Source organism: Flavobacterium aquariorum, from assembly GCF_003254745.1.
GTDB lineage: Bacteria > Bacteroidota > Bacteroidia > Flavobacteriales > Flavobacteriaceae > Flavobacterium > Flavobacterium aquariorum.
On record NZ_QKXH01000006.1, the window covers coordinates 157,839 to 179,211 of the forward strand.

Here is a 21,373-nt window from a genome sequence, read left to right on the forward strand (position 1 = left end):
TGAAAGTCGTTAAAATTCTGAAGTCAGATATAGGTGTGGGTGAGGTTGGGCAAAATAAAATGTGCTGTTTTGTGTAGGCTTATGGTTGGGGAAACAGCTCTTTTAATTTTGCGAAGCGTTGGCATTTTGTCTGTCGGTTTGTTGTCGGTTGAGTCTTCTTTTAGGGTTGCACCTAACTTGTATATACACGAAACAATACTTCGTATATACATCTCCATATTGAGTGGATTAGCGAAGGTTTTGCGTGTTTTTTTATACAAAATCAAACTTACAAAATAGATTCAATTATTCACTATCTTTTCTTGCATTACTATTATCATAAAATAAAAAAGACGCCATCACAGCATCTCCTTATTTCCAATTCCTCCAGCTTACATTATAACCTCTATTCTTCAATCTCTCATAAAACCTGCCTTTTACGTAAATTCCCTATAAACCATAATACAATAAACCCTACTATTTCATACCATTTCATCCCTCAAAGATAAAACGGCAACTCCAGTAATAATGTAGGCTAAATTCAAATACTCCTGAATTAACAACTTTTACTCCCAAATTGACAAGTCATTGTCATAAAACAAAAAAAGATGCTGTAAAGCATCTTCTTGGTGGTATTGGATTTAGGTCAAATCTTATTTTTGGTTATTTATCTTTATTTATCTATCAATTTAAAAAACTCTGAAAGTTTTACATTTCTAGATACACAAATTTTATTTAAAGTATAAAGAGTTATTGTGTAGTTTTTATCATTAGAAATTCTTCGAGCAGTTTTTTCGTCAATATTATGATTTAAAGCAAACTCCGTTTTAGGTTGAATATCTCCAATCCACTCAGTTGCTATATAGTCACATATTTTCCTATTTAAATCACTCATAGTAACAAATTAACATAGTAATAATTAAAATTAATCGGACAGCTATCCGATTGTAAAAAAAAATTCTTATATTTGTTTTGAATTTTTATATTTGCGATTCTTCATATTAAAATATTTGAAGCATTCGCTTAGAATCTAGCTCTTGAAAACTGGTAATTTTTGCAACTAGATAATAAGTATGATGCTCACGCCCCATGGCGTGGGCTCACTTATTGTTGCACGGTATACCAGTACCTCAAGGGCAGTAAGCTGAGTTCCATGCCATTTTTTTGTCCATTATTTAGGCAAAACTCAACTTCAATTCTTAGCACAGCTTCCTTTTTTAAGTTTCGCAATACCATTATTTATAATGAATTAGTTGGGAAAGGCACTGCCAGCGTCTGGCTGCAACAGGCAACGGCAGTAGGCTTTCCTGTTTAAAAATCTTTTAAAAAATTGCCAATGAATTAAAAAAAACACAAAAAAAACTTTGTGCCTTAGTGGCATTACAAAAAAAATGGCCCTCTAACTCGTCGGCAAAACTAGACTAGAGGACCGTAGCTAAATTAACTAACGTTTCACTTAACCAACCCAATATTATGAATAATTTTTCATTATCTATGGGTGGAAGGGCTTTTTGTTTCCTGTTTTTAATGGGTAACATCCTGTCTTTTTCCCCTATACAAGCCAAAAATTCACTACGCCATAATCTAAGAACTGCTCAACAGTTTCAAGTTCAGGGAACTGTCACAGATGGTGGCAATCCTTTAGCTGGTGTAAGCATTTCGATAAAAGGGAAATCAATTGCCACCGTAACGGATTATAATGGTCATTACACCCTTTCTGCCTCACCACAAGACATTTTAGTTTTTTCGTATATCGGATACCGAACACAACAGGTTTCCGTGCAAGGGCGAACCACAATCAACATCAGCTTACAGGAAAACACGACCAAACTTCAGGAGGTGAAGATTAATGCGGGATATTATTCGGTAAAGAACAGCGAACGAACTGGTAGCATTTCCAAAATAACTACCAAAGACATCGAGAAACAACCTGTTACCAATGTATTGGCCACGATGCAGGGGCGTATGGCGGGAGTAGATATCACGCAAGACACAGGAACTCCCGGCGGTGGGTTTCAAATAAAGATACGAGGACTCAACAGTCTTCGTGAAGAAGGCAATGAGCCACTGTATATTATTGATGGCGTGCCGTATTCGTCGGAAGTCATCGGATACAGCAATACTACTAGTGGAATACCTACACCCACCAGTCCGTTAAACAGTATTAATCCCAACGATATTGAGAGCATAGAAGTCCTCAAAGATGCCGATGCAACGGCTATCTACGGTTCACGCGGTGCCAATGGTGTGGTACTGATTACCACCAAAAAAGGTAAGGCAGGAAAAACCAATGTAACAGTTTCTGCCTCCTCAGGAATTGGAAAAGTTACCAAAATGATAGACCTGATGGATACCCAGCAGTATCTGGAAATGAGAAGACAGGGTTTTGCCAATGATGGTGTTACTACATATCCCGATTGGGCGTATGACATTAATGGAACCTGGGATCAAAACCGTTATACCGATTGGCAGAAAGAACTTTTGGGCGGAACTGCGGTAATTACCAATATGCAGGCGTCTGTATCGGGCGGTTCCGATTTAACTCAATACCTGTTGAGTGGTACGTATCACACTGAAACAACGGTACTCCCGGGAGATTTTGAGTACGATAAAGCGGCTGTCCATTTTAGCATGAACCATAGGAGTGAAGATAAAAAGTTTAAACTCACTTTTTCAACAGGCTATACCGCCCAAGACAATGTACAGCCTGAAACCGATATTAGCCGCACTGCACGAAATCTGGCTCCAAATGCCCCCGTTTTATATGATGCCGACGGTAACCTGAATTTTGAAAACAGTACCTTTAGAAATCCATTGGCAGCACTTCGCGCCATCACCACTGCAAAAACAAATGATCTTATTGCCAATACCGTACTTAGCTATCAAATATCCCCCAGTTGGGAACTCAAGGCTAACTTAGGCTTAACGGATTTAAAGAATGCAGAACAGCGACTATTGCCTTCGACGATGTATGATCCTGCCTATGGATTGGGAAGTAACCGCTCATCGATGTTTTCCAACAATACTCAAAGAAAATCATGGATTGTGGAACCACAACTCCGCTGGAACCATGATTTTGGAATAAGTAAAATTGACATACTGGTGGGGGGTACTGCGCAGCAGCAAACTTCTTCAAGGCTGTACCAGTTCGGATATGGTTTTGCCAGCAACAGCCAGATTACAGATATAGCTTCTGCCACGCAAAAATCCATTTATGTAAGCGATGAAACTCTGTATAAATATCAAGCCTTTTTTGGGCGGCTCAATTACAATTGGGATCAAAAATACATTGTGAATATAACAGGAAGAAGGGACGGCTCCAGCCGATTTGGTCCAGGTAAGCAGTTTGCCGCTTTTGGAGCTGTGGGAGCCGCATGGCTGTTCTCGAAGGAAAATTTCCTCAAGGAAAACACCGTTTTTAGTTTTGGAAAGCTTAGAGCGAGTTATGGGAGTTCGGGCAGTGATCAAATAGGGGATTATCAGTATTTGGATACTTATACATCCTCTGGTCTAAACTATAATGGTGCCATCGGTTTGGATCCTACACGACTCTACAATCCGGATTTTAGTTGGGAAATCAATAAAAAATTGGAAGCTGCATTGGAAATGGGGCTTCTAAGTGATCGCATATTCTTTACGCTGGCTTGGTATCGAAATCGATCGTCCAATCAGCTGGTGGGAATTCCTTTGCCTGGCACCACTGGATTCAGCTCTATTAATGCCAATTTAAACGCGACCGTCCAAAATATGGGTCTGGAATTTACACTGCGAACCTTAAATTTTGAAAGTAGCAATTTTAAATGGACAACTAACTTTAATATCTCGGCTTCCCACAACAAACTGCTTTCTTTTCCGGGACTCGAAGGATCTACTTATTCTAATCGCTATGTTATCGGAGAATCTACAAGCATTGTAAAGACATATCAGTTAAATGGGGTCAATCCGCAAACCGGACTCTATGAAGTGGAAGATATCAATAAAGATGGAATGATTACTTCTTTGGAAGACAAAAAAAATATTGAGGATCTCACTCCAAAATATTTCGGAGGTTTAGAAAACCAGTTTCAATATGGAAATTGGCAATTGGATTTTCTTTTTCAATTTGTAAAACAGAAAAATTATGACTACAGTCCCAGCGTTCCTGGAGGAAGTTTCTTTAATCAGCATTCGGATATGACCAATGCATGGCAACATGCAGGCGATCAAGTTCCCTTTCAAATGAATACATCAGGTGAAAATGGGGATGCCGTAAATGCCTATTATAATTATCTGGACAGTAATGCCTCCATTGTAGATGCCTCTTTTATTCGATTAAAAAATGTTGCACTAAGTTATGACTTGCCACAACAGGCCATCAAAGGGGTGCACTGCAAAATCTCACTGCTGGGACAGAATGTGTTAACATTTACCCCATACAAAGGCGGTGATCCCGAATTTAAATATACTGCCTACCTGCCTCCGTTAAGAATAATCACGGCTGGCGTACAGCTTACTTTTTAACCTTAATACATACAGCCATGATATATATACTTATTATTTTTAAAAAGCTACTTCATAAAAGTGCTAAAGAATTGACTGCTAATAGTTGTTTGCTTATAGCGGTATGTCTAACACTAGCTGGCTGCGACAGCTTTGTGGAAGTGGATCTTCCTGCTTCACAACTGACAGCCAAAACCGTGTTCGAAGATGCAGGAACTGCTAATGCCGCAATGGCGGGTTTGTATGCCAAAATGAGAGATGGCGGCTTGTTAAATGGAAATTCAAATGGTGTTTCCTGTAATCTTGGCCTCTACGCCGATGAATTTGACTACTACTACGCATATGACGTAAGCAATTTTTATACCAATTCGCTATTTCCTGGTGAACTAGGTGTAAACGATATCTGGAACAAGAGTTACAGCCAGATTTATAGCGCCAATGCAGTTCTTGAAGGATTGGATAATTCCATATCCATTGCCGAAGCCAATAAAAAACAGTTGCAAGGGGAAGCTATCTTTGTGAGGGCATTGCTTCATTTTTATCTGTTAAATCTCTATGGCGATATTCCTTATATCACCACAACGGATTATCTGCTGAACAGCAAAGTGTCCAGAATGCCAGCCGATAAAATCTACAGCCTAATTCTGATGGACCTGAACAAAGCTGTTGAATTACTATCAGAGGATTATGTTTCGCCTGAGCGCATTCTTCCCAACCGAAGTACTGCTAAAGCACTTTTGGCAAGGGTCTATTTGTATATGGGAATGTATCCTGAAGCATCCAATGCCGCCTCTTCTGTGATTAATAATCCACTCTATAGCTGGGAAACGGATTTGGATAAAATCTTTCTAAAAGGAAGCAGTACTACAATCTGGCAATTTATGCCTAACACCTCCGACAGTAATACTGCAGAGGGTAGTCTGTACATTTTTACTTCTGGTCCACCACCGGTCGTGGGACTTAAACCGGAGTTTGTAAATGCTTTTGAGCAGGGTGATCAGAGAAAAACGCATTGGACAACCGAAGTAACTGATGGAGTCTCCACGTGGTACCATGCCTCTAAATATAAACAACAATCGACGACCCCGAGTTCAGTGGAATATTCCATAGTGTTTCGTTTAGCGGAACTATATTTGATTCGAGCCGAGGCCAGAGTTTATCAGGGCGATCTGATTGGGGCGAAGGAGGATCTAAATCGGATTAGAACAACGGCAGGACTTAACCCTACAAATGCTGTGACAGCCGAGGATATTAAAACCGATATTCTTAATCAGAGGCGTTTTGAATTGTTTACTGAATTTGGGCAACGTTTTTTTGATTTAAAACGAACTGGAAAACTGGACGAAATACTATCTGTATCCAAACCGGGATGGAATACTACTGATAGTTTGTGGCCATTACCTGCTCTTGAATTGAATTCCAATCCAAATCTTAATCCACAAAACCCGGGATATTAAAATCATTATGAAAGCAATACTAATAATAAGAAAAAAAATTGACTTCGAAATTTTGAGTTTAGTATTGGCTACACTTCTTTTGTTACTGTCCTGTCCCTGTATGGGGCAGGTACAACGAAAGAAGGCATTAACCGAGAACGATTACCAGAGATGGGGAACACTAGAAGTAAAAGCCATTTCTGACCAAGGGAAATGGGCAAGTTATGCGATGCGTTACGAAAACCACAGTGATACTTTATTTGTGCAGAACATCGCTAAAAATAAAAGCTATGTTTTCCCAAAAGGAAATGACGGTCGTTTTGGAGGGGAACAACTCTTTGCTTTTCTAGCTCCCGATTCAAAACTAAAAGTAATGGAGCTGCCCACAGGCAAAATTGCGGTATATGATAATGTTAAGCGGTATGAGCTGGCAAAGGATGGCCAATATATAATCACCCTGAATAAAGGATACGGTGAAAGATGCCTGATGCAGATACGCAACTCTAACGGGAAGGTAATTGACAGTATCGAAGGTATCTCTGAATATGCGTTAAATGCAGATAAGGATGCAATTATGTATACTTCGAGTCAAAAGGATTATAGCGAGCTAGGGATTATTCATTTTGCTCGCTATTCACATACTGCTATTTCAAAAGCAAACGGCAGTCACTTTTTTAACTTGATGTGGGCTAAGGACTCTAAATCGGTGGCTTTTTTACGGGAGACAGATTCAGCTACTAAGGAAGTTACCGTGAATTATTATAGAATTGCTGATAAAAAGCTCTTCTCACTGGATTATGCCTCTAAAGCGGATTCAAAGAATATGGAAGTTTTTAAAAGGACCACATATGCCATTTCCGACGATGGAAAAAAAGTATTTTTTATGGTAGCCAAAAAGAAGGATCCTAATGCAGAAAAACCGGATGTGCCTGAAATTTGGCACGGCAACGACAAATGGCTTTATGCAGACAGACAACGGCAGCAGACTGAGGGTGATATTCCCAAAATAGCTCTCTGGTATCCTGATACGGGTTTGTATTTACAGATCAGCGATGACGAGCTGCCGTCCATTATGTTGAGCGGACAACAGGGGTATGCTGTTTTATACAATAAATTTTCCTATGGCCTGCAATCCAAGTATTATGAGGAAGCGGATTTTTACCTAACCGATCTAAAGAATGGTTCCAAAGAGCTGATACTGAAAAAGCAATCCGTTGATTTGAACCAGATGGGCTTTGATCCTTTCAGCAACAGAATACTGTATTATCGGGAAAGTAATTGGTGGATGTATGATCCTGTGGAAAAAACACATACCAACCTGACTAAAAAAGTTACAACTCACTGGGACAACTATAATACTTCTGATGCTCCCCATCAATTTGGAGCCTATGGCAATCCGGGCTGGACCAATGATGGAAAGAATGTTTTATTGTATGATGCCAATGATATCTGGCTGGTGGCTATCGATGGTTCTTCTTCCAAGCGATTAACCAGAGGATACGAGAAAAACATAGTTTACAGGATAACTCCCATTGAATATGACTGGCGATCACAGAGTAACTATGATGGAAGGAACCCCACCATTTTTGATCTATCCAAAGACCTGCTGCTCGAAGCCACCAATAGAGAAAACTGGTCAACGGGATATTTTATTTACAATGATAAATCGAAAGAACAACCCATAGTATATGAAGCTAGTAAAATAGATGAAATCCGTAAGAGTAAAAACAGTGCTTATATCTTCCAGACTCAAACTTTCAATCAGTCGCCGCGATTGGAATTCAGAAGGAAAAACCAGACCGCTTCCAAAATTTTATTTCAGTCCAACAAACAGCAAAAAGAGTATTCTTTTGGGAAATCAGAATTACTGTATTACTACAATAGTAAAGGTCAAAAACTAAAAGCGGCGCTGTTCTATCCTGCCCATTATAACCCAACAAAAAAATATCCAATGGTAGTCCATATCTATGATGTAATGTCTGATGAACTTCATCAGTATGTCAATCCCAGCTTCTTGAATCGGGAGGGTTTTAATGTAACCAATTATACGCTCAATGGTTATTTTGTGCTGATGCCCGATATCATCTACCAGATGGGTAATCCTGGAAGTTCGGCCGTTGATTGTGTAACAGCCGGAGTCAATGCGGTTACAGGCAAAGGATTGGTGGATAAAGATAAGATCGGTTTGTTCGGGCATTCTTTCGGGGGTTATGAAACCAATTTCATCATATCGCAGACCAATATTTTTAAAGCCGCCGTTTCCGGAGCCGGAGTGAGCGACATCATTTCTTATTACTTTAATATCAGCAGGAATGGTTATTTTCAGTCTGATATGTGGCGATTTGAAAATCAGCAGTTCCGCATTGGAAAATCGCTGTATGAAGATAAGGAAGCATATGTCAGCAACTCACCCATTATGCACGCCGAAAACGTAAAAATCCCGCTGTTGCTATGGGCAGGTAAAAATGACAGGATTATTCCGTGGAATCAAAGCATTGCCTTTTATCTAGCGCTTCGAAAATTGGGAGTTTCAACCCAGATGCTCGTTTATCCTGACGAAGACCATTCACTAGAGAATCCAGAAAACCAGAAGAATCTCAGTCAGCGAATGATGGAATGGTTTGATTATTGGATGAAAGGGGAAGCTGAATTTAAAGCAGTATCAAAAGAAACGGAATAGGGAATAAACATAAAAAAATAATGCAGTTTTTCAAAAAAAAACTGCATTATCTTCATTGAAAAATGATTTTACTAATTGCGGTGCAATTGTTGGTTACAAGAAGTTTTACTGCCACCATAGGCGATATTACCACCGCTGAGACAGGCAGGGCCATTACCTGGAGCACAGTTAACATCAGGAACTTCCTGACAGTCGTTCACTGATGGATTGTGAATAAAAGCCGGAATCAATACATCGGCTTTACTTACTTCTGAAGTGTTAGTACTTACTGCACCAGCACTGGCCAGAGCAAATGCTGCAATTGGCAGCACAAACGCTCTTAAAATGGTTGTTTTCATAATATTAAAATTTAAATTAATAGAATTTTGATCTACTCTTTTCTACAGGTTTTCGATCGTTACTCCTGTCACCGGCCGGTATCTTTCAATAATATTTATACTTTACTAAATTTTGGATTGGATTCTTTTCCCGTATCCGTATTTCAGTATATAATGTCCCGAAAGGATATACATCGCTGAATCGCCAGCGAAAAAGTTTTTCATTCGCCCCGCTTCTTCATCATACACGTAAAAACTCAAAAGATAAGTCTGTTTTGACAAATCATAAACGTCAACTACAGAAGCATACTTCCACACATCAATCTCTTCATATTTGCCTCGTAACAGGGAATTAACGAAAAGTAAGTTACCCCGTACTGTTGTGTGACGATTAACCATATACGGTGGTGCTGCCAATTTTATGTCCCCGGATTGTTTTATTTTTACCACTTCTAATTTTGCTTTAGTAGTAGTGTCAATGGTATTGGCGCGATGCTCAACGGTTAGGTTTTCCTTTGTAATAATATATTGGTTGCGATAGTAGTAAGTGTAAATCAGTTTATGCAATGTGGCGCTATATTGTAGTGTACCATCGGTATCAAAAATTCCTTCCATCTGTTTTTGCAACACCTGTGGATTGTATTTGATTTTTGGATTCTCATAGTTGTTGGCAATCCCCAGAATATTTTCTCCTGTTGGAGGTTTTTGGGTTCGAAAAGCCAGTTGCTTATCATTGATAAAGACTATATCTGAAAAATAGAATTGTTTTTCCATCATTACTTTGGCTTTCCAGTGGGAAATCAAACCTCTGTAAATGACAGGAACCGTCCCATCAATTACATAGAAATATGGAGCGTTAATCCGAATCTCGACTGCCTTAAAATTAAAATTCTCACGGTCAAGTTGTATAGTATGCTTCTTTTTACTTTTTAAATTGGAATCAATTTCAAGAATCTGTAAAGGAGCCAAACGATTGGCTAAATAAATTTTATTTTTATTAGTACCAGCAACATAATAAGATGTATTTCTTAAATCAATGCTGCCTACTTTGGCAGCCGTAGCCTGTGGAAAGCGTCTAATAAAAGGGTTTTCCTTTTGCATAATATCTTCTGAGAAGAGAAATAATCCTGTTATTACCAAAACGCTTCCTAAAACTAACAAGGATAGTCGAATCAGAATGCGGTTATTCATGGATCGCAATAAAATGGCGAATATTGCCAAAAACAGGAATGCCAGATTAAAAATAAGATGTTCTTTCCATCCTAACTTTTCCAAAATACCACCGCATGAACAGGGAATAAAATAACTGAAGTGCAGTATGATAACTATATAAGTAGTAAACATACTCATCAAGGCTACTGCAGCACATAAAGCAAAATATCTAAATCTAGGGACACTCAGTAGAACTGCTATAATCAGTTCCAGAACAATTACTGTAATAGACACAAAATCTGCAAAGGGACTTAAAAGGGGAGACTGTCCCAACTGAGCCTGAAAGTTTTCAAAATCCAATAGTTTACTGACTGCTGCATAGACAAAAAGTATAATATAGAGCAAACAAGTAAACTCTAAAAACAAGTTCTGTATTTTGATATTAAATCTCATAGCTTCATAGATTTTAGTTCTACAAAGCAAAATTCTGAATTCAAAAGCCAAAACACTTGTCTTATTGGGAGCAAAACTTGTCCAAAACGGATAAGGTTTGAAAAGCTAAAATTTAATCTTCCGGTACAGAAGTAGAACCGGTTTCATTTCGCTTTATTTCATATGGAGAAAAACCAAATCGTTTTTTAAAGGATTTTGAAAAATTGGGATAATCGTTAAAGCCATTCATCACCGATATATTTTTCAAAGGTATCGTAGTGTGTTCAATCATAAAATAAGCTCTTTTCAAACGCTCATCATTATAAAACTGGTAAATACTGGTCTTAAAAAAATGACGAAAGCCATCTTTTAATTTATGTTCATTAGTACCAAATTCAGATGAAAGCACTTTTAGCGATGGAAGCGGTTCTTCAAGGTGTGACAATATATAGTCATAAAGTTTTTGAATCAATAGTGCATCAGCTTTTCGAGTTTTAAAATATTTCTCGTTTTCATTTTCGTACATCAAAGGACGATAAGAATCTTTACGTGCAGGAGTAACAAAATTTAATATAATTTCCGAACTATTAACTAACCTTCCAATAGTACAGGAAACAGAAACAGGCAAATGTTCATTAGGTGTAAAATCTAAAGCAATAGTTGTAGGCAATGAAACATTTGCATCGAGTACATCATGAAGTTGTTGCAAAGAAACTGTAGTAATAATGCCCGCCAAAGGCAGGTCTATCAATTCGGATTCCGAATAACCTAAAAAATAAGCAATTTCAGGAGTAAAGCTCTTGATTGAAAAAGAGACATCTAAAACAAGTGTACTTTGAGCTATAAATTGAAGTTTTCTATGGGCATTAACATAGCCGACATTAAAAATCGACTCTTTCATTTCTTCCGCAACCATATTAATTAAAACAACAAGCGTTTCCAATTCTTCATCATTGGAACTTAAGGGAATGCGACTGTTAAAATTGCCACGTGCCATCTCAAATAGCATTTGATGAATGGTAACAATACGTTCTTCGTTGTATGCTTTTTTCATAAGATTCAACTCTTAATTCTTCTTTTAATAAACTAAATCCTAAACAAACCTTTTCAGATAAACCAAAGCATCATCTTCTTTAGTGAAAATTTGAGTAGGTACAGAAGGCTTACTAATCTCTACATAAAAAGTGCTAATAATTAAGGAAACTTTTTCATGTACAATAAGCGCTACTGCTTTTGTCAATATGGAGCCCGATTGTGCCAAATGATCTCTTCCAGCTTTCTCAGTTGCAACGATACCTCGAATATCACATAGAATAGGATAAGACCTTTCATTTTGAAAATGAATTCTATCAGTTACAACACACTGGGCTACCTTAAGATCAATAATAGTATTGGGCTTATATTCAAAAAAAAGAATACCATCGGTTATCCAAAACCGCGCAAAATCATTCTCATAAAAATCATGTGCTGCAATCATGTTCTATGAATTAAAGTTTTATAATTTAACAAAAATATAAACATTTATTAAAATGGTAGTTGTTCATTTGGGATTATTTGTTGCTTTTTGTAGTATTTGTTGTTAATTCGGGAATTTGACTTGTCAATTTGGGAGTATTGAAGAAGTAGTTGAAATAACTTTCATTTTTTTTATGAAATTTATGACTCTATTTTAATAAACCACCAAAAAAGAAGTAACCAATGGCAAAAATCAAACACAACAACTTTATCGATACTGTGGATGAAGTTTTTTCGGAAGCAAAGAAAGAAGGCATACTGCACTTATATGCAGAAGACAAGGTTTTAACGGGCAGGACAATCCAGATCAAGGGAAAGGAAATGTTACATTTCGGAACAACAGGATATCTGGGTTTGGAACAGGACGACAGACTTAAAGAAGCTGCTATTCAAGCCATACGTAATTATGGTACACAATTCCCTCTTTCAAAATCATATATTTCACATCCATTATATAGTGAATTGGAAAGTAAAATCGAACAAATGTATGGTATACCACCTATTATAACCAAGAACAGTACATTGGGGCATTTAGCTATTATCCCAACGCTCATTAGAGATGAGGATGCAGTAATAATAGATCACCAGGTCCACTGGAGTGTGCAAAATGCTTGTCAACTTTTAAAACTGCGAGGAATTCCGGTAGAAATGATCAGACACAGCAATTTGGATATGTTGGAAGATAAAATAAAACAACTAAGTACTAAATGCAACAAAATTTGGTATATGGCCGATGGAGTATATTCCATGTTTGGGGATTATGCACCCATACCTGAATTATTGGCTTTAACTCAAAAATATACACAGCTAAATCTTTATTTTGATGATGTTCATGGAATGAGTTGGAAAGGCAAAAACGGTACTGGTTTTATTTTTGATGCTATCAAAGAATTACCTGAAAATTGCATTGTAGTGAGTACACTAAGTAAAACCTTTGGAGCCAGTGGGGCAACATTATTTTGCAAGAATCAAAAATTGAGAGACAAAATCAAAAATTTTGGAGGACCCTTAACTTTTTCCGCTCAGTTAGAACCAGCGTCAGTTGCAGCAGCAATTGCCTCTGCAGACATACATTTATCTCCTGAAATACAATTGAAACAAAAAGATTTGGCGGATAAAATTTTCCACTTCAATCAATTATTGACATTAGGAAGTCTTCCAATAATTTCAAAAAATGATTCACCAGTTTTCTTTTTAGGAATGGGTACACCCGCAACTGCTTATAACTTTTCGAAACGTTTATTCAAGGAAGGATTTTTTCTAAATTTGGGGATTTATCCTGCCGTACCAATCAAGAATACCGGAATTAGAATTACGCTATCCAGTCACAATCAGCAACAGGACATTACAGCCTTGTCCGAAGCGTTGGAATTCCATTTTCCTAAAGCGTTGGAAGAAACAAACAACAGTGAAAACAAAATCAGACAGGCTTTTGGAATTGACAGTAAAAAAGTAGAAAAGATTGTCGACTCAAATAATCAGCAACTTTTTATTGAAGAAAAAAATACCATTCAAGATATCGAAAAATCAGAATGGAATCAATACATGGGAAAACAAAATATTTTCGATTGGGAAGGACTGGTTTATTTAGAGAATGCATTCAGCCAGCATCCAGACCCGACAAACCAATGGGATTTTTATTATTACACTATTAAAGATAATAAAGGTGATACAATACTTATGACCTTTTTTACTTATGCCCTTTGGAAAGACGATATGTTGGCAACTGAATCTGTCTCCATCCATTTGGAAGAAATTAGAAAAACCAATCCCTTATACCTCACTTCAAGAGTATTGAATATGGGGACTCTATTTACTGAAGGTAAACACTGTTTCATCAATCAGGAACATCCTTTAGCAGAAAAGGCATTGAAAGCACTATTGGATAAATTAGAAGAAAAATACAATGCCTTAAATGCCGACATGTTAGTATTGAGAGATTTCGAAAAAGACAATTGCTTCAACAAAACAATTGTAGATCAAGGATATTTTAAAATAGACATGCCTGAATCTTGTGTAGTTCAAAACCATGTTTGGCATACCTACGAAGAGTTTACAGAAACATTATCTCCGCGTTCCCGTAAACATTTTAGTAAAGAGATAGAACCTTATGAAAAGTACTATGATGTTACAATAAAAGATAAATTGAGCAAATCAGAAATAGAAAGAGCATACCAACTCTACAACAATGTAAAAGACAATAATTACGCTATCAATACATTTCGATATTCTCAAGAAGTTTTCGAAAACATGAATGAAAGTCCAAACTGGGAGTTCATATTATTAGCATTGAAAATAGATAATGAAAATCCATTTGTAGGAGTTATGTTTTGCTACAAAAATAATAATCACACCTATGTCCCGGAATTAATAGGGATGGACTATAAATGGGCTAAAGAATACCAACTCTACAGGCAACTGTTATTTCAAACCATAAAAAGAGCTAATGCACTGCAGTTTCAAAAAATAGATTTTGGAGTATCAGCTTCCTTTGAAAAAAGAAAATTAGGAGCCCAAATAATTCCAAAAGTAGCCTATGTTCAGGCAAGAGACAATTACGCGATGGAAGTTATGAATACTTTGCAAAATGATTACAAATCAATTGCAAAATGACGAAGGCATATTGACAACTAATATTAAAAAGATGTTTGAAAAAGCAATTGAATCATTTAATACTGTCTGTAATGAAATTTTAGAGGCAAACGAAACAATGCAAAATAAGGCTTGCAATGGAATTGTATTGTGTAATAAAACATTAACGAACTTAAAAGAGATAGTCGATAAAAATGACTTCAACACTGTTCCAGAGGAGATTGATTTTTTCAAAAATATCAAACCCGTTCCTATGAGTTTATTGATTTATTTCACCGAAGTACGCTCCTGTGAATTAAGAATGCCTAAGGCGGGCAACACTTATAAGGTCCAATTCCTCCAAAAAGAACTGCGAAAAATCAATAAGTTTTTTTACAGAAATGCCGATTTTGTGCATTATATGGAACAAGGATACTGTTACCTAGACCATCAATTCTTTACCAGAAACCATCGGGATAATTTTCCTTTTACCCCCATGACAGATTACTACCAGTTTCCCGAATTTTCAACATCACAAGACATGCTTTGGGCAAAAGTAAAGGCAATGTACCGATTCATTCACTACATCCGGCAAGCACTAAAAAGACTAAAAGTCGATGATTCCGAAATATTTGAAGAAAAAAAACACAAAGTATTGGTATGGACAGGGCCAAAAACAGCTTTAACAGAATTGATTTATGCATTGTTTTCTAATGGGACAATCAATCATGGTGCTGCAGATATTAATACGATAACAGCATCTTTTGAAGATTTTTTTAACATCAAACTAGATAACATCTATAAAACCTATACCGAAATCAAAGCCCGTAAAAGCAGTAAGACAAAATTTCTAGAAGAATTAACGCTAAACTTACAGCAAAAAATGTCGAGAGAAGACCAAGAGTAAAGTCGTAACTACGAAAGCGCACAAGCAGTAAATCCATATTTAAAAGGATATACTGCTTTTTTTTATGCTAGAACTAATCAAAGAATAATTCTCTATAAAAATAAGGTTTTTACCGATTTTGAATGTTAATTTTTTTCGTACTACGAAAGCCATTGGGATAAAATCCAATAATTACCACTAAATTTTGTGGAAATGAGACTGACCGGTATCGATCTAGGAGGGGATTCGTGGTTCACTCATTTTTCATGACAGAATCACTTAAATAATTGAGGCCTAAAAAGAGAATATTTTAAATCGAATAAGAAATCATCATTTTTTAGAGAATTATTTTTCAGTAAAACCAAGGCTTTAAGAATTTTAAATGTTAAAAATTTTCAGTACTACGAAAGCCATTGGGATAAAATCTAACAAAAGCTACTGAATTTTGTAAAAGCATATTAAACAGTATCTGTATCTGGAAGAATTGCTACATACTGCGTATTGAACCTAAAATATTGATTATGAATGTTGATAGAATAGAATTTATGGCTTGGATGGAGCGAATAATCGAGAGGTTCGACATCCTTATGGAATTGGTAAGCGGGGCTAAAAATCAAAGTACTATTATTGATGGAGAAGAGCTGCTGGACAATCAGGATATTTTGCAGATGTTGAAGATAAGTGCACGATCACTTCAGCGTTACCGCTCTTCTGGCAAGTTGCCCTATTATACAATTAGTGGAAAAATTTATTATAAGCTCTCAGATGTGCACCAGTTCATCAGAGAAAGCTTTACTGCTTCCATGCCCAAAGTAAAAGTCAATGGGTGACAAATAGTGCAAATAAATGACATTTAGTACAAAACAGTGGAAGGTTCTTTTACTTTCGATATCGAACTTAAATATTTCAAATTATGAGCGAACAAACTTTAGATAAACCGCAATCTCCCGAACAATTATCCGAGATATTACTGGTACTGGATAAAGAGAAAAAAAAAATTCAGGCTGTAAAGGGAATCGATGAAAATGGCAAGCTGGAAACCGTTGACCCTACAAAGAAGAACCAGAACCAGTTTATGCGGGTTGATAAGCAGGGTGATTTCTTTTCCAACTTCTTCTCTAATTTCTTCAGCCAGTTGAAGAACCCTACCAATTTCTCGTTCTTCAAAGTCCCTGTACCATTGGCTATTAATATGGCAAAAGAAATGCAAAAACAGTTAGATCATCCAACATTTGAAGGAGAACAACTAATGAAGCAACACGAAGTGAAAACTGAACTAGATAAAAATAATAAACAAGAAAATAAAAATAGTATGGAAACAAAACAGACAACATCGGAAACAAGCGAGTACCGCTATAAACCGGAACAGATTGATTGGGAAACAATGAACAATCTCGGACTGAACAAAGAAAAACTTGAAAAGATGAACCTCCTTGATCCTTTACTGAGAGGTTTTAAAACCAATGAGCTAGTGCCTGTAAGCCTTAATCTCGGCACAGCTGTTACCCGTATGGATGCACGGCTGTCTCTGCAACAAAATGATGAAGGGGCGGTTGTGGTTGCCATTCATGGTATCCGCAAAGAACCTAACCTGAATTTTCCTTTTTTCGGTCACGAGTTCACTAAGGAAGATAAAGACAACCTGCTTCAGGCAGGCAATATGGGTCGTGTAGTCAATCTGACCAATCCAAAAACGAATGAGAGCATTCCATCCATTGTCAGCGTGGACAGGCTTACCAATGAGCTTGTAGCACTGCGAACAGACAAAATCAAAATCCCTGATGAGATCAAAGGCGTGAAACTAGATGATGTACAAAAGCAAATCCTAATGGAAGGCAAACCACTTTATATAGAAGGAATGACTTCCAAAAAAGGAACTGCGTTTGATGCAACCGTACAATTCAATGCTGATAAACATTTTGTAGAGTTCCTGTTTGACAGGGGTAACTCCAATAAGCAGATGCAAGGTAATCAGCAAGCCCAATCGCAGGAAGTTCCGAAAACCTTTAGGGACAAAGAGCTGGATAAGGAGCAATATCAGAAATTCAAAGACGGACAAACTGTTTATGTCAGCGGATTGGTAGATAAGAAAGGTAAGGAATATAATGGTTACATCACCTTTAACAAGGAAACCAATAAAACAGATTTCTCTTTTCAAAATCCGAATAAGGTTAAAGAGCAGGCGAAGCCCACCGAAGCATACAAAACACAGACAGCTGTTAATTCAGAAGGTAAAACCAATGAAGCAACCAAGAATATCAAAGAGCCTTTGAAATCAGGCCAAAAAAATCCCGACAGTAAGGAACAGCAGGAACAACAAGAAGCAGCTCAAGCACCTGCCAAATCCAAAGGGCGTAAAATGTAATTACCTAAATACATTCATTGCGAAAAACTCTGGACTGCGTTACTTAATAAACTTAAAAAGCATTGATTATGAATAAACTAATGATAGATGGACAACAATCTGTGGAAAAAAACTCTAATCTACTATTATTAGTAGATATGGATAAAGTAGATAAGATAGTACTCGGAATGAAGGGAGTTGGAAAATATGATGAATATGAAACGGCAGAAGTAAAAAAGGAAAATCATAGAGAGTTTAAAAGGTTTGATAAGAATGATAATTTTCTTCTCTACTTTCTTATGGATTTTTTTGCAAATATGCATAATCCAACACGTTATAAACTTTTCATTGTGCCAGAATCAAAAGCAGTTGAATTAGCAAAGGAAATTCAAATTATTATCAATAATCCTTACAAGGAAGGTGGATTATTGTTGAAGAAATATGAGTTACAGACAGAACAATTACAAAAGCAATTGCTGTCTGAACAGGAAAAGCTACAGACACCAATGAAATCAAGTGGAAGAAAAATATAGTCACGTGAAATTTAAAAATGCCAAAGGTATTTTATGTGACAAATAGAATAAAAAGATACATATGAAAATAGTAATTGCAGAAAAACCAAGTGTAGCCAAGGAAATAGCAGGCCTGTTGGGAGCATCTGAAAAGAAGGATGGCTACCTGACAGGCAACGGCTATTATGTTACCTGGGCTTTTGGACATTTAGTAGGATTGGGTATGCCGGAAGATTACGGCATTTCTGGATTTCAGAAATCATGCCTGCCGATACTGCCCAATCCTTTTTTATTGACAATACGTAAAATAAAAAAAGATAAAGGCTATACGACAGATATAGGTGCATTAAAGCAACTGAAAGTAATAGAACAGCTCATTGGCCTTAGTGAAAAGATTATCGTAGCAACCGATGCCGGACGTGAGGGTGAATTAATATTCCGTTACATCTATGAATATCTGAAATGCAACAAACCGTTTGAACGCCTTTGGATTAGTTCGCTAACCGAAAAGGCAATCAAGCAGGGTTTTGACAACCTGAAACCCGGTAACGATTTTGATGGATTATTTCAAGCAGCGCAAGGCAGGAGCCGTGCTGATTGGCTGGTGGGCATCAATTCTTCGCAGGCACTGTCAATTGCCGCAGGCAACGGCATTTATTCGCTCGGAAGAGTGCAGACACCTACACTTGCTTTAATATGTAGGCGTTATCAGGAAAACAGAAATTTTTCGGTGCAACAATACTGGCAGATACAGTTGTCCCATACAAAAGAGTTCATAGATTTTAAAAGCCTTTCCAAAACCAAATGGGAAGACAAAAAACTGGCAGAAGATACGTTGAAGTCCATCCAAAGAAACAGCAATATTTCTACTGTTACGTCAGTAGAAATCAAAACTGTAACGGAGCAACCGCCTTTGTTGTTTGATCTGACAGGCTTGCAAAAAGAAGCTAACAAGACATTGAACCTGTCTGCTGAAGAAACTTTGAATATAGCCCAAAGCCTGTATGAAAAGAAATTTATTACTTACCCGCGTACCGGAAGTAAATACATTCCGGAAGATATGTGGGCAGAAATCCCTAATCTTATCAGGGCTTTGCAAGATATGGGAGTCTTCAAGCAAGCAGTAACCAAAGTGAAATGGGGACATTTCAATAAACGTATAGTGAATGATCTTCGTGTTACAGATCATCATGGTCTGCTGATTACGGACAAAATCCCTTCGGCTTTATCGGCAAGGGAAAATGCAGTTTACAATATGATTGCCTTTCGACTACTGGAAGCAATTTCACAAGCTTGTACAAAAGAGATTACCGATATTACTTTACAGGTTTTGCATTATGATTTTGGTCTGAAAGGTTGCAAGATATTGGAGCCAGGCTGGCATTTCATCAAAGGCAGTTTCTCTGATAATGATGCCGAACCTCTGCAGGAACTACCCGAACTGAAAAAAGGTGATGAACTCAAAATCAAAGATGCTTCGGTTCTGGAAAAGAAAACCAGACCACCTGTGCTTTATACTGAGGCCGGACTTTTATCGGCTATGGAAACTGCTGGAAAGGAGATTGAAAATGAAGAGGAACGAAAAGCAATGCAAAACATAGGTATTGGTACACCAGCCACAAGAGCCACCATTATTGAAACCCTGTTTAGCCGTAACTATATTCAAAGGGAAAATAAATCCCTGATACCTACCGGTAAAGGATTACAGGTCTATGAACTTATAAAAGATAAAAAGATTGCGGACGTAGCGATGACTGCAGAATGGGAGTTGACTTTGCAGAAAATTGAAAACAACGAAAGTAATGCAGATGATTTCCAAAAAGAAATGGAAAACTATGCAGCATTAATTACCAATGAATTATTGCAAACTGCCATTGCACAAGAAAATCGGGCTATGCTTGACTGTCCCAAATGCAAAAATAGGCAACTGATTATAAGGGATAAAATTGTCAAATGTCCTGATGAGAACTGTAATTGGGTACAATTTCGAAATGTGTGTGGTGTACAAATCAGTATAGCCGATATAGAATGCATTGTCAACAAAGGAAAAACTTCTCTCATCAAAGGGATGAAAAGCAAATCCGGAAAGAAATTCGATGCCTATATCGTATTAAATGAGAAAGCCGAAAGCTCTTTTGAATTTGAAAAATCTAAACTTCCGAAGAAATAATGAGTGATTCTATCATTACCCGTCAGGAAATTGAGAACCGAATTTATACTATAAGAGGACAACAGGTTATGCTCGACAGTGATCTCGCAAGGATTTATCAGGTAGAAACCAAAGTCTTTAATCAGACTGTAAAGCGTAATACAGACCGCTTTCCTGAATCCTTTTGTTTTCAATTGACACAGGATGAATTTGATGCAATTAACTTGAGGTCACAATTTGTGACCTCAAGTTTGAATTACGGGGGAAGACGTTATCTGCCTTATGTTTTTTCCGAACAAGGAATTGCGATGCTTTCAGCTGTACTCCGTAGCAATATTGCCATAAAAGTAAGCATCGAGATAATGAATGCCTTTGTGGAAATGCGCAAGATACTTGTTAATAACGCAGCCTTGTTTCATCGACTGAATAAGATAGAACTGAAACAGATAGATGCAGACCAGAAATTTGAAGAAATCTTTAAGGCACTGGAAAGCGGAAAGTTGTACAGTGAAAAGGGCATTTTCTATAATGGGCAAATTTTTGATGCCTATGCTTTTGTCTCTGATATTATTCGTAGTGCCCAAAGTTCCATTATCCTTATTGATAATTATGTGGACGATACTGTGCTAACCTTGTTGGGTAAGAGAAATAGTGATGTTACCGTAACAATCTATACTAAAAGCATAAGTAATCAGTTACTGATGGATGTGAAACGATACAACAGTCAATATCCCCCGGTTGAAGTTGAAATTTTTTCTAATGCGCATGACCGTTTTCTAATCATTGATAATACCGAACTCTATCATATCGGAGCATCATTAAAAGACTTGGGTAAAAAATGGTTTGCATTTTCAAGAATGGATATTGAGGTTGGCAGGATGCTCCAAATTTTGAATAAACAATAAACCCTCTGAAAAATTC

The 21,373-nt window shown here is 37.1% G+C and carries 16 protein-coding genes; 10 read left to right on the forward strand and 6 right to left on the reverse strand.

Annotated elements, in window-relative coordinates; genetic code table 11:
* Positions 1 to 23 precede the first annotated feature (23 nt).
* Entirely contained in the window at positions 24 to 218 is a 195-nt protein-coding gene (locus DOS84_RS18995; protein WP_124020634.1) for a hypothetical protein, read from the reverse strand.
* A gap of 434 nt (positions 219 to 652) precedes the next feature.
* Positions 653 to 874: a helix-turn-helix domain-containing protein gene (locus tag DOS84_RS10855; RefSeq protein WP_111410147.1), complete on the reverse strand. Its 222-nt coding sequence runs from the start codon at positions 872 to 874 to the stop codon at positions 653 to 655.
* A gap of 578 nt (positions 875 to 1,452) precedes the next feature.
* Here DOS84_RS10855 and DOS84_RS10860 point away from each other — a divergent pair.
* The 3 genes from DOS84_RS10860 (at position 1,453) to DOS84_RS10870 (ending at position 8,574) form a co-directional block, all read left to right on the forward strand.
* Positions 1,453 to 4,479 (forward strand): SusC/RagA family TonB-linked outer membrane protein, encoded by a 3,027-nt coding sequence (locus tag DOS84_RS10860; RefSeq protein ID WP_111410148.1) that lies wholly within the window; start codon positions 1,453 to 1,455, stop codon positions 4,477 to 4,479.
* 17 nt (positions 4,480 to 4,496) lie between these two features.
* The gene (locus DOS84_RS10865; RefSeq protein WP_111410149.1) at positions 4,497 to 5,915 is read left to right on the forward strand and encodes a RagB/SusD family nutrient uptake outer membrane protein; all 1,419 of its coding nucleotides are present in this window, start codon (positions 4,497 to 4,499) and stop codon (positions 5,913 to 5,915) included.
* A 661-nt stretch (positions 5,916 to 6,576) separates the two neighbouring features.
* A complete protein-coding gene (locus DOS84_RS10870; protein WP_165830422.1) occupies positions 6,577 to 8,574 on the forward strand; it encodes an alpha/beta hydrolase family protein in 1,998 nt (665 codons plus the stop codon).
* Positions 8,575 to 8,645: 71 nt separating this feature from the next.
* Here DOS84_RS10870 and DOS84_RS10875 read toward each other — a convergent pair whose 3' ends face one another.
* The 4 genes from DOS84_RS10875 to DOS84_RS10890 form a co-directional block, all read right to left on the reverse strand.
* On the reverse strand, positions 8,646 to 8,885 hold the full coding sequence (locus DOS84_RS10875) for a hypothetical protein (RefSeq protein ID WP_124020635.1): 240 nt from the start codon (positions 8,883 to 8,885) through the stop codon (positions 8,646 to 8,648).
* A 132-nt stretch (positions 8,886 to 9,017) separates the two neighbouring features.
* Entirely contained in the window at positions 9,018 to 10,496 is a 1,479-nt protein-coding gene (locus DOS84_RS10880; RefSeq protein ID WP_124020636.1) for a MauE/DoxX family redox-associated membrane protein, read from the reverse strand.
* A 112-nt stretch (positions 10,497 to 10,608) separates the two neighbouring features.
* Positions 10,609 to 11,529 (reverse strand): helix-turn-helix domain-containing protein, encoded by a 921-nt coding sequence (locus DOS84_RS10885; protein WP_111410152.1) that lies wholly within the window; start codon positions 11,527 to 11,529, stop codon positions 10,609 to 10,611.
* Between the two features lie 39 nt (positions 11,530 to 11,568).
* Positions 11,569 to 11,952, reverse strand: coding sequence for a DUF7793 family protein (locus tag DOS84_RS10890; RefSeq protein WP_111410153.1), 384 nt, complete (start codon positions 11,950 to 11,952; stop codon positions 11,569 to 11,571).
* Between the two features lie 221 nt (positions 11,953 to 12,173).
* Here DOS84_RS10890 and DOS84_RS10895 point away from each other — a divergent pair, with 221 nt between their 5' ends.
* The 7 genes from DOS84_RS10895 (at position 12,174) to DOS84_RS10925 (ending at position 21,357) form a co-directional block, all read left to right on the forward strand.
* Positions 12,174 to 14,603, forward strand: coding sequence for an aminotransferase class I/II-fold pyridoxal phosphate-dependent enzyme (locus DOS84_RS10895; protein WP_111410154.1), 2,430 nt, complete (start codon positions 12,174 to 12,176; stop codon positions 14,601 to 14,603).
* The gene (locus DOS84_RS10900) at positions 14,578 to 15,468 is read left to right on the forward strand and encodes an RteC domain-containing protein (RefSeq protein ID WP_243412124.1); all 891 of its coding nucleotides are present in this window, start codon (positions 14,578 to 14,580) and stop codon (positions 15,466 to 15,468) included. Before DOS84_RS10895 ends, DOS84_RS10900 begins: the two co-directional genes overlap by 26 nt.
* A gap of 500 nt (positions 15,469 to 15,968) precedes the next feature.
* Complete coding sequence (locus tag DOS84_RS10905) at positions 15,969 to 16,277, forward strand: helix-turn-helix domain-containing protein (protein WP_111410155.1); 309 nt, start codon at positions 15,969 to 15,971, stop codon at positions 16,275 to 16,277.
* Between the two features lie 83 nt (positions 16,278 to 16,360).
* On the forward strand, positions 16,361 to 17,812 hold the full coding sequence (locus DOS84_RS10910; RefSeq protein WP_111410156.1) for a DUF3945 domain-containing protein: 1,452 nt from the start codon (positions 16,361 to 16,363) through the stop codon (positions 17,810 to 17,812).
* 68 nt (positions 17,813 to 17,880) lie between these two features.
* On the forward strand, positions 17,881 to 18,324 hold the full coding sequence (locus DOS84_RS10915; RefSeq protein WP_111410157.1) for a hypothetical protein: 444 nt from the start codon (positions 17,881 to 17,883) through the stop codon (positions 18,322 to 18,324).
* Between the two features lie 61 nt (positions 18,325 to 18,385).
* Positions 18,386 to 20,473: a type IA DNA topoisomerase gene (locus DOS84_RS10920; protein ID WP_111410158.1), complete on the forward strand. Its 2,088-nt coding sequence runs from the start codon at positions 18,386 to 18,388 to the stop codon at positions 20,471 to 20,473.
* Positions 20,473 to 21,357, forward strand: coding sequence for an ORF6N domain-containing protein (locus DOS84_RS10925; RefSeq protein WP_111410159.1), 885 nt, complete (start codon positions 20,473 to 20,475; stop codon positions 21,355 to 21,357). Before DOS84_RS10920 ends, DOS84_RS10925 begins: the two co-directional genes overlap by 1 nt.
* The last annotated feature ends 16 nt before the right edge of the window (positions 21,358 to 21,373 follow it).

Excerpts from the sequence above, each read along its gene's own strand:
- DOS84_RS10920 (WP_111410158.1), top strand. The coding sequence starts at position 18,386 with ATGAAAATAGTAATTGCAGAAAAACCAAGTGTAGCCAAGGAAATAGCA.
- DOS84_RS10870 (WP_165830422.1), top strand. The coding sequence starts at position 6,577 with ATGTGGGCTAAGGACTCTAAATCGGTGGCTTTTTTACGGGAGACAGAT.
- DOS84_RS10900 (WP_243412124.1), top strand. The coding sequence starts at position 14,578 with ATGATTACAAATCAATTGCAAAATGACGAAGGCATATTGACAACTAAT.
- DOS84_RS10865 (WP_111410149.1), top strand. The coding sequence starts at position 4,497 with ATGATATATATACTTATTATTTTTAAAAAGCTACTTCATAAAAGTGCT.
- DOS84_RS10890 (WP_111410153.1), bottom strand. The coding sequence starts at position 11,952 with ATGATTGCAGCACATGATTTTTATGAGAATGATTTTGCGCGGTTTTGG.
- DOS84_RS18995 (WP_124020634.1), bottom strand. The coding sequence starts at position 218 with ATGGAGATGTATATACGAAGTATTGTTTCGTGTATATACAAGTTAGGT.
- DOS84_RS10925 (WP_111410159.1), top strand. The coding sequence starts at position 20,473 with ATGAGTGATTCTATCATTACCCGTCAGGAAATTGAGAACCGAATTTAT.
- DOS84_RS10905 (WP_111410155.1), top strand. The coding sequence starts at position 15,969 with ATGAATGTTGATAGAATAGAATTTATGGCTTGGATGGAGCGAATAATC.
- DOS84_RS10880 (WP_124020636.1), bottom strand. The coding sequence starts at position 10,496 with ATGAGATTTAATATCAAAATACAGAACTTGTTTTTAGAGTTTACTTGT.
- DOS84_RS10895 (WP_111410154.1), top strand. The coding sequence starts at position 12,174 with ATGGCAAAAATCAAACACAACAACTTTATCGATACTGTGGATGAAGTT.
- DOS84_RS10915 (WP_111410157.1), top strand. The coding sequence starts at position 17,881 with ATGAATAAACTAATGATAGATGGACAACAATCTGTGGAAAAAAACTCT.
- DOS84_RS10910 (WP_111410156.1), top strand. The coding sequence starts at position 16,361 with ATGAGCGAACAAACTTTAGATAAACCGCAATCTCCCGAACAATTATCC.
- DOS84_RS10860 (WP_111410148.1), top strand. The coding sequence starts at position 1,453 with ATGAATAATTTTTCATTATCTATGGGTGGAAGGGCTTTTTGTTTCCTG.
- DOS84_RS10855 (WP_111410147.1), bottom strand. The coding sequence starts at position 874 with ATGAGTGATTTAAATAGGAAAATATGTGACTATATAGCAACTGAGTGG.
- DOS84_RS10885 (WP_111410152.1), bottom strand. The coding sequence starts at position 11,529 with ATGAAAAAAGCATACAACGAAGAACGTATTGTTACCATTCATCAAATG.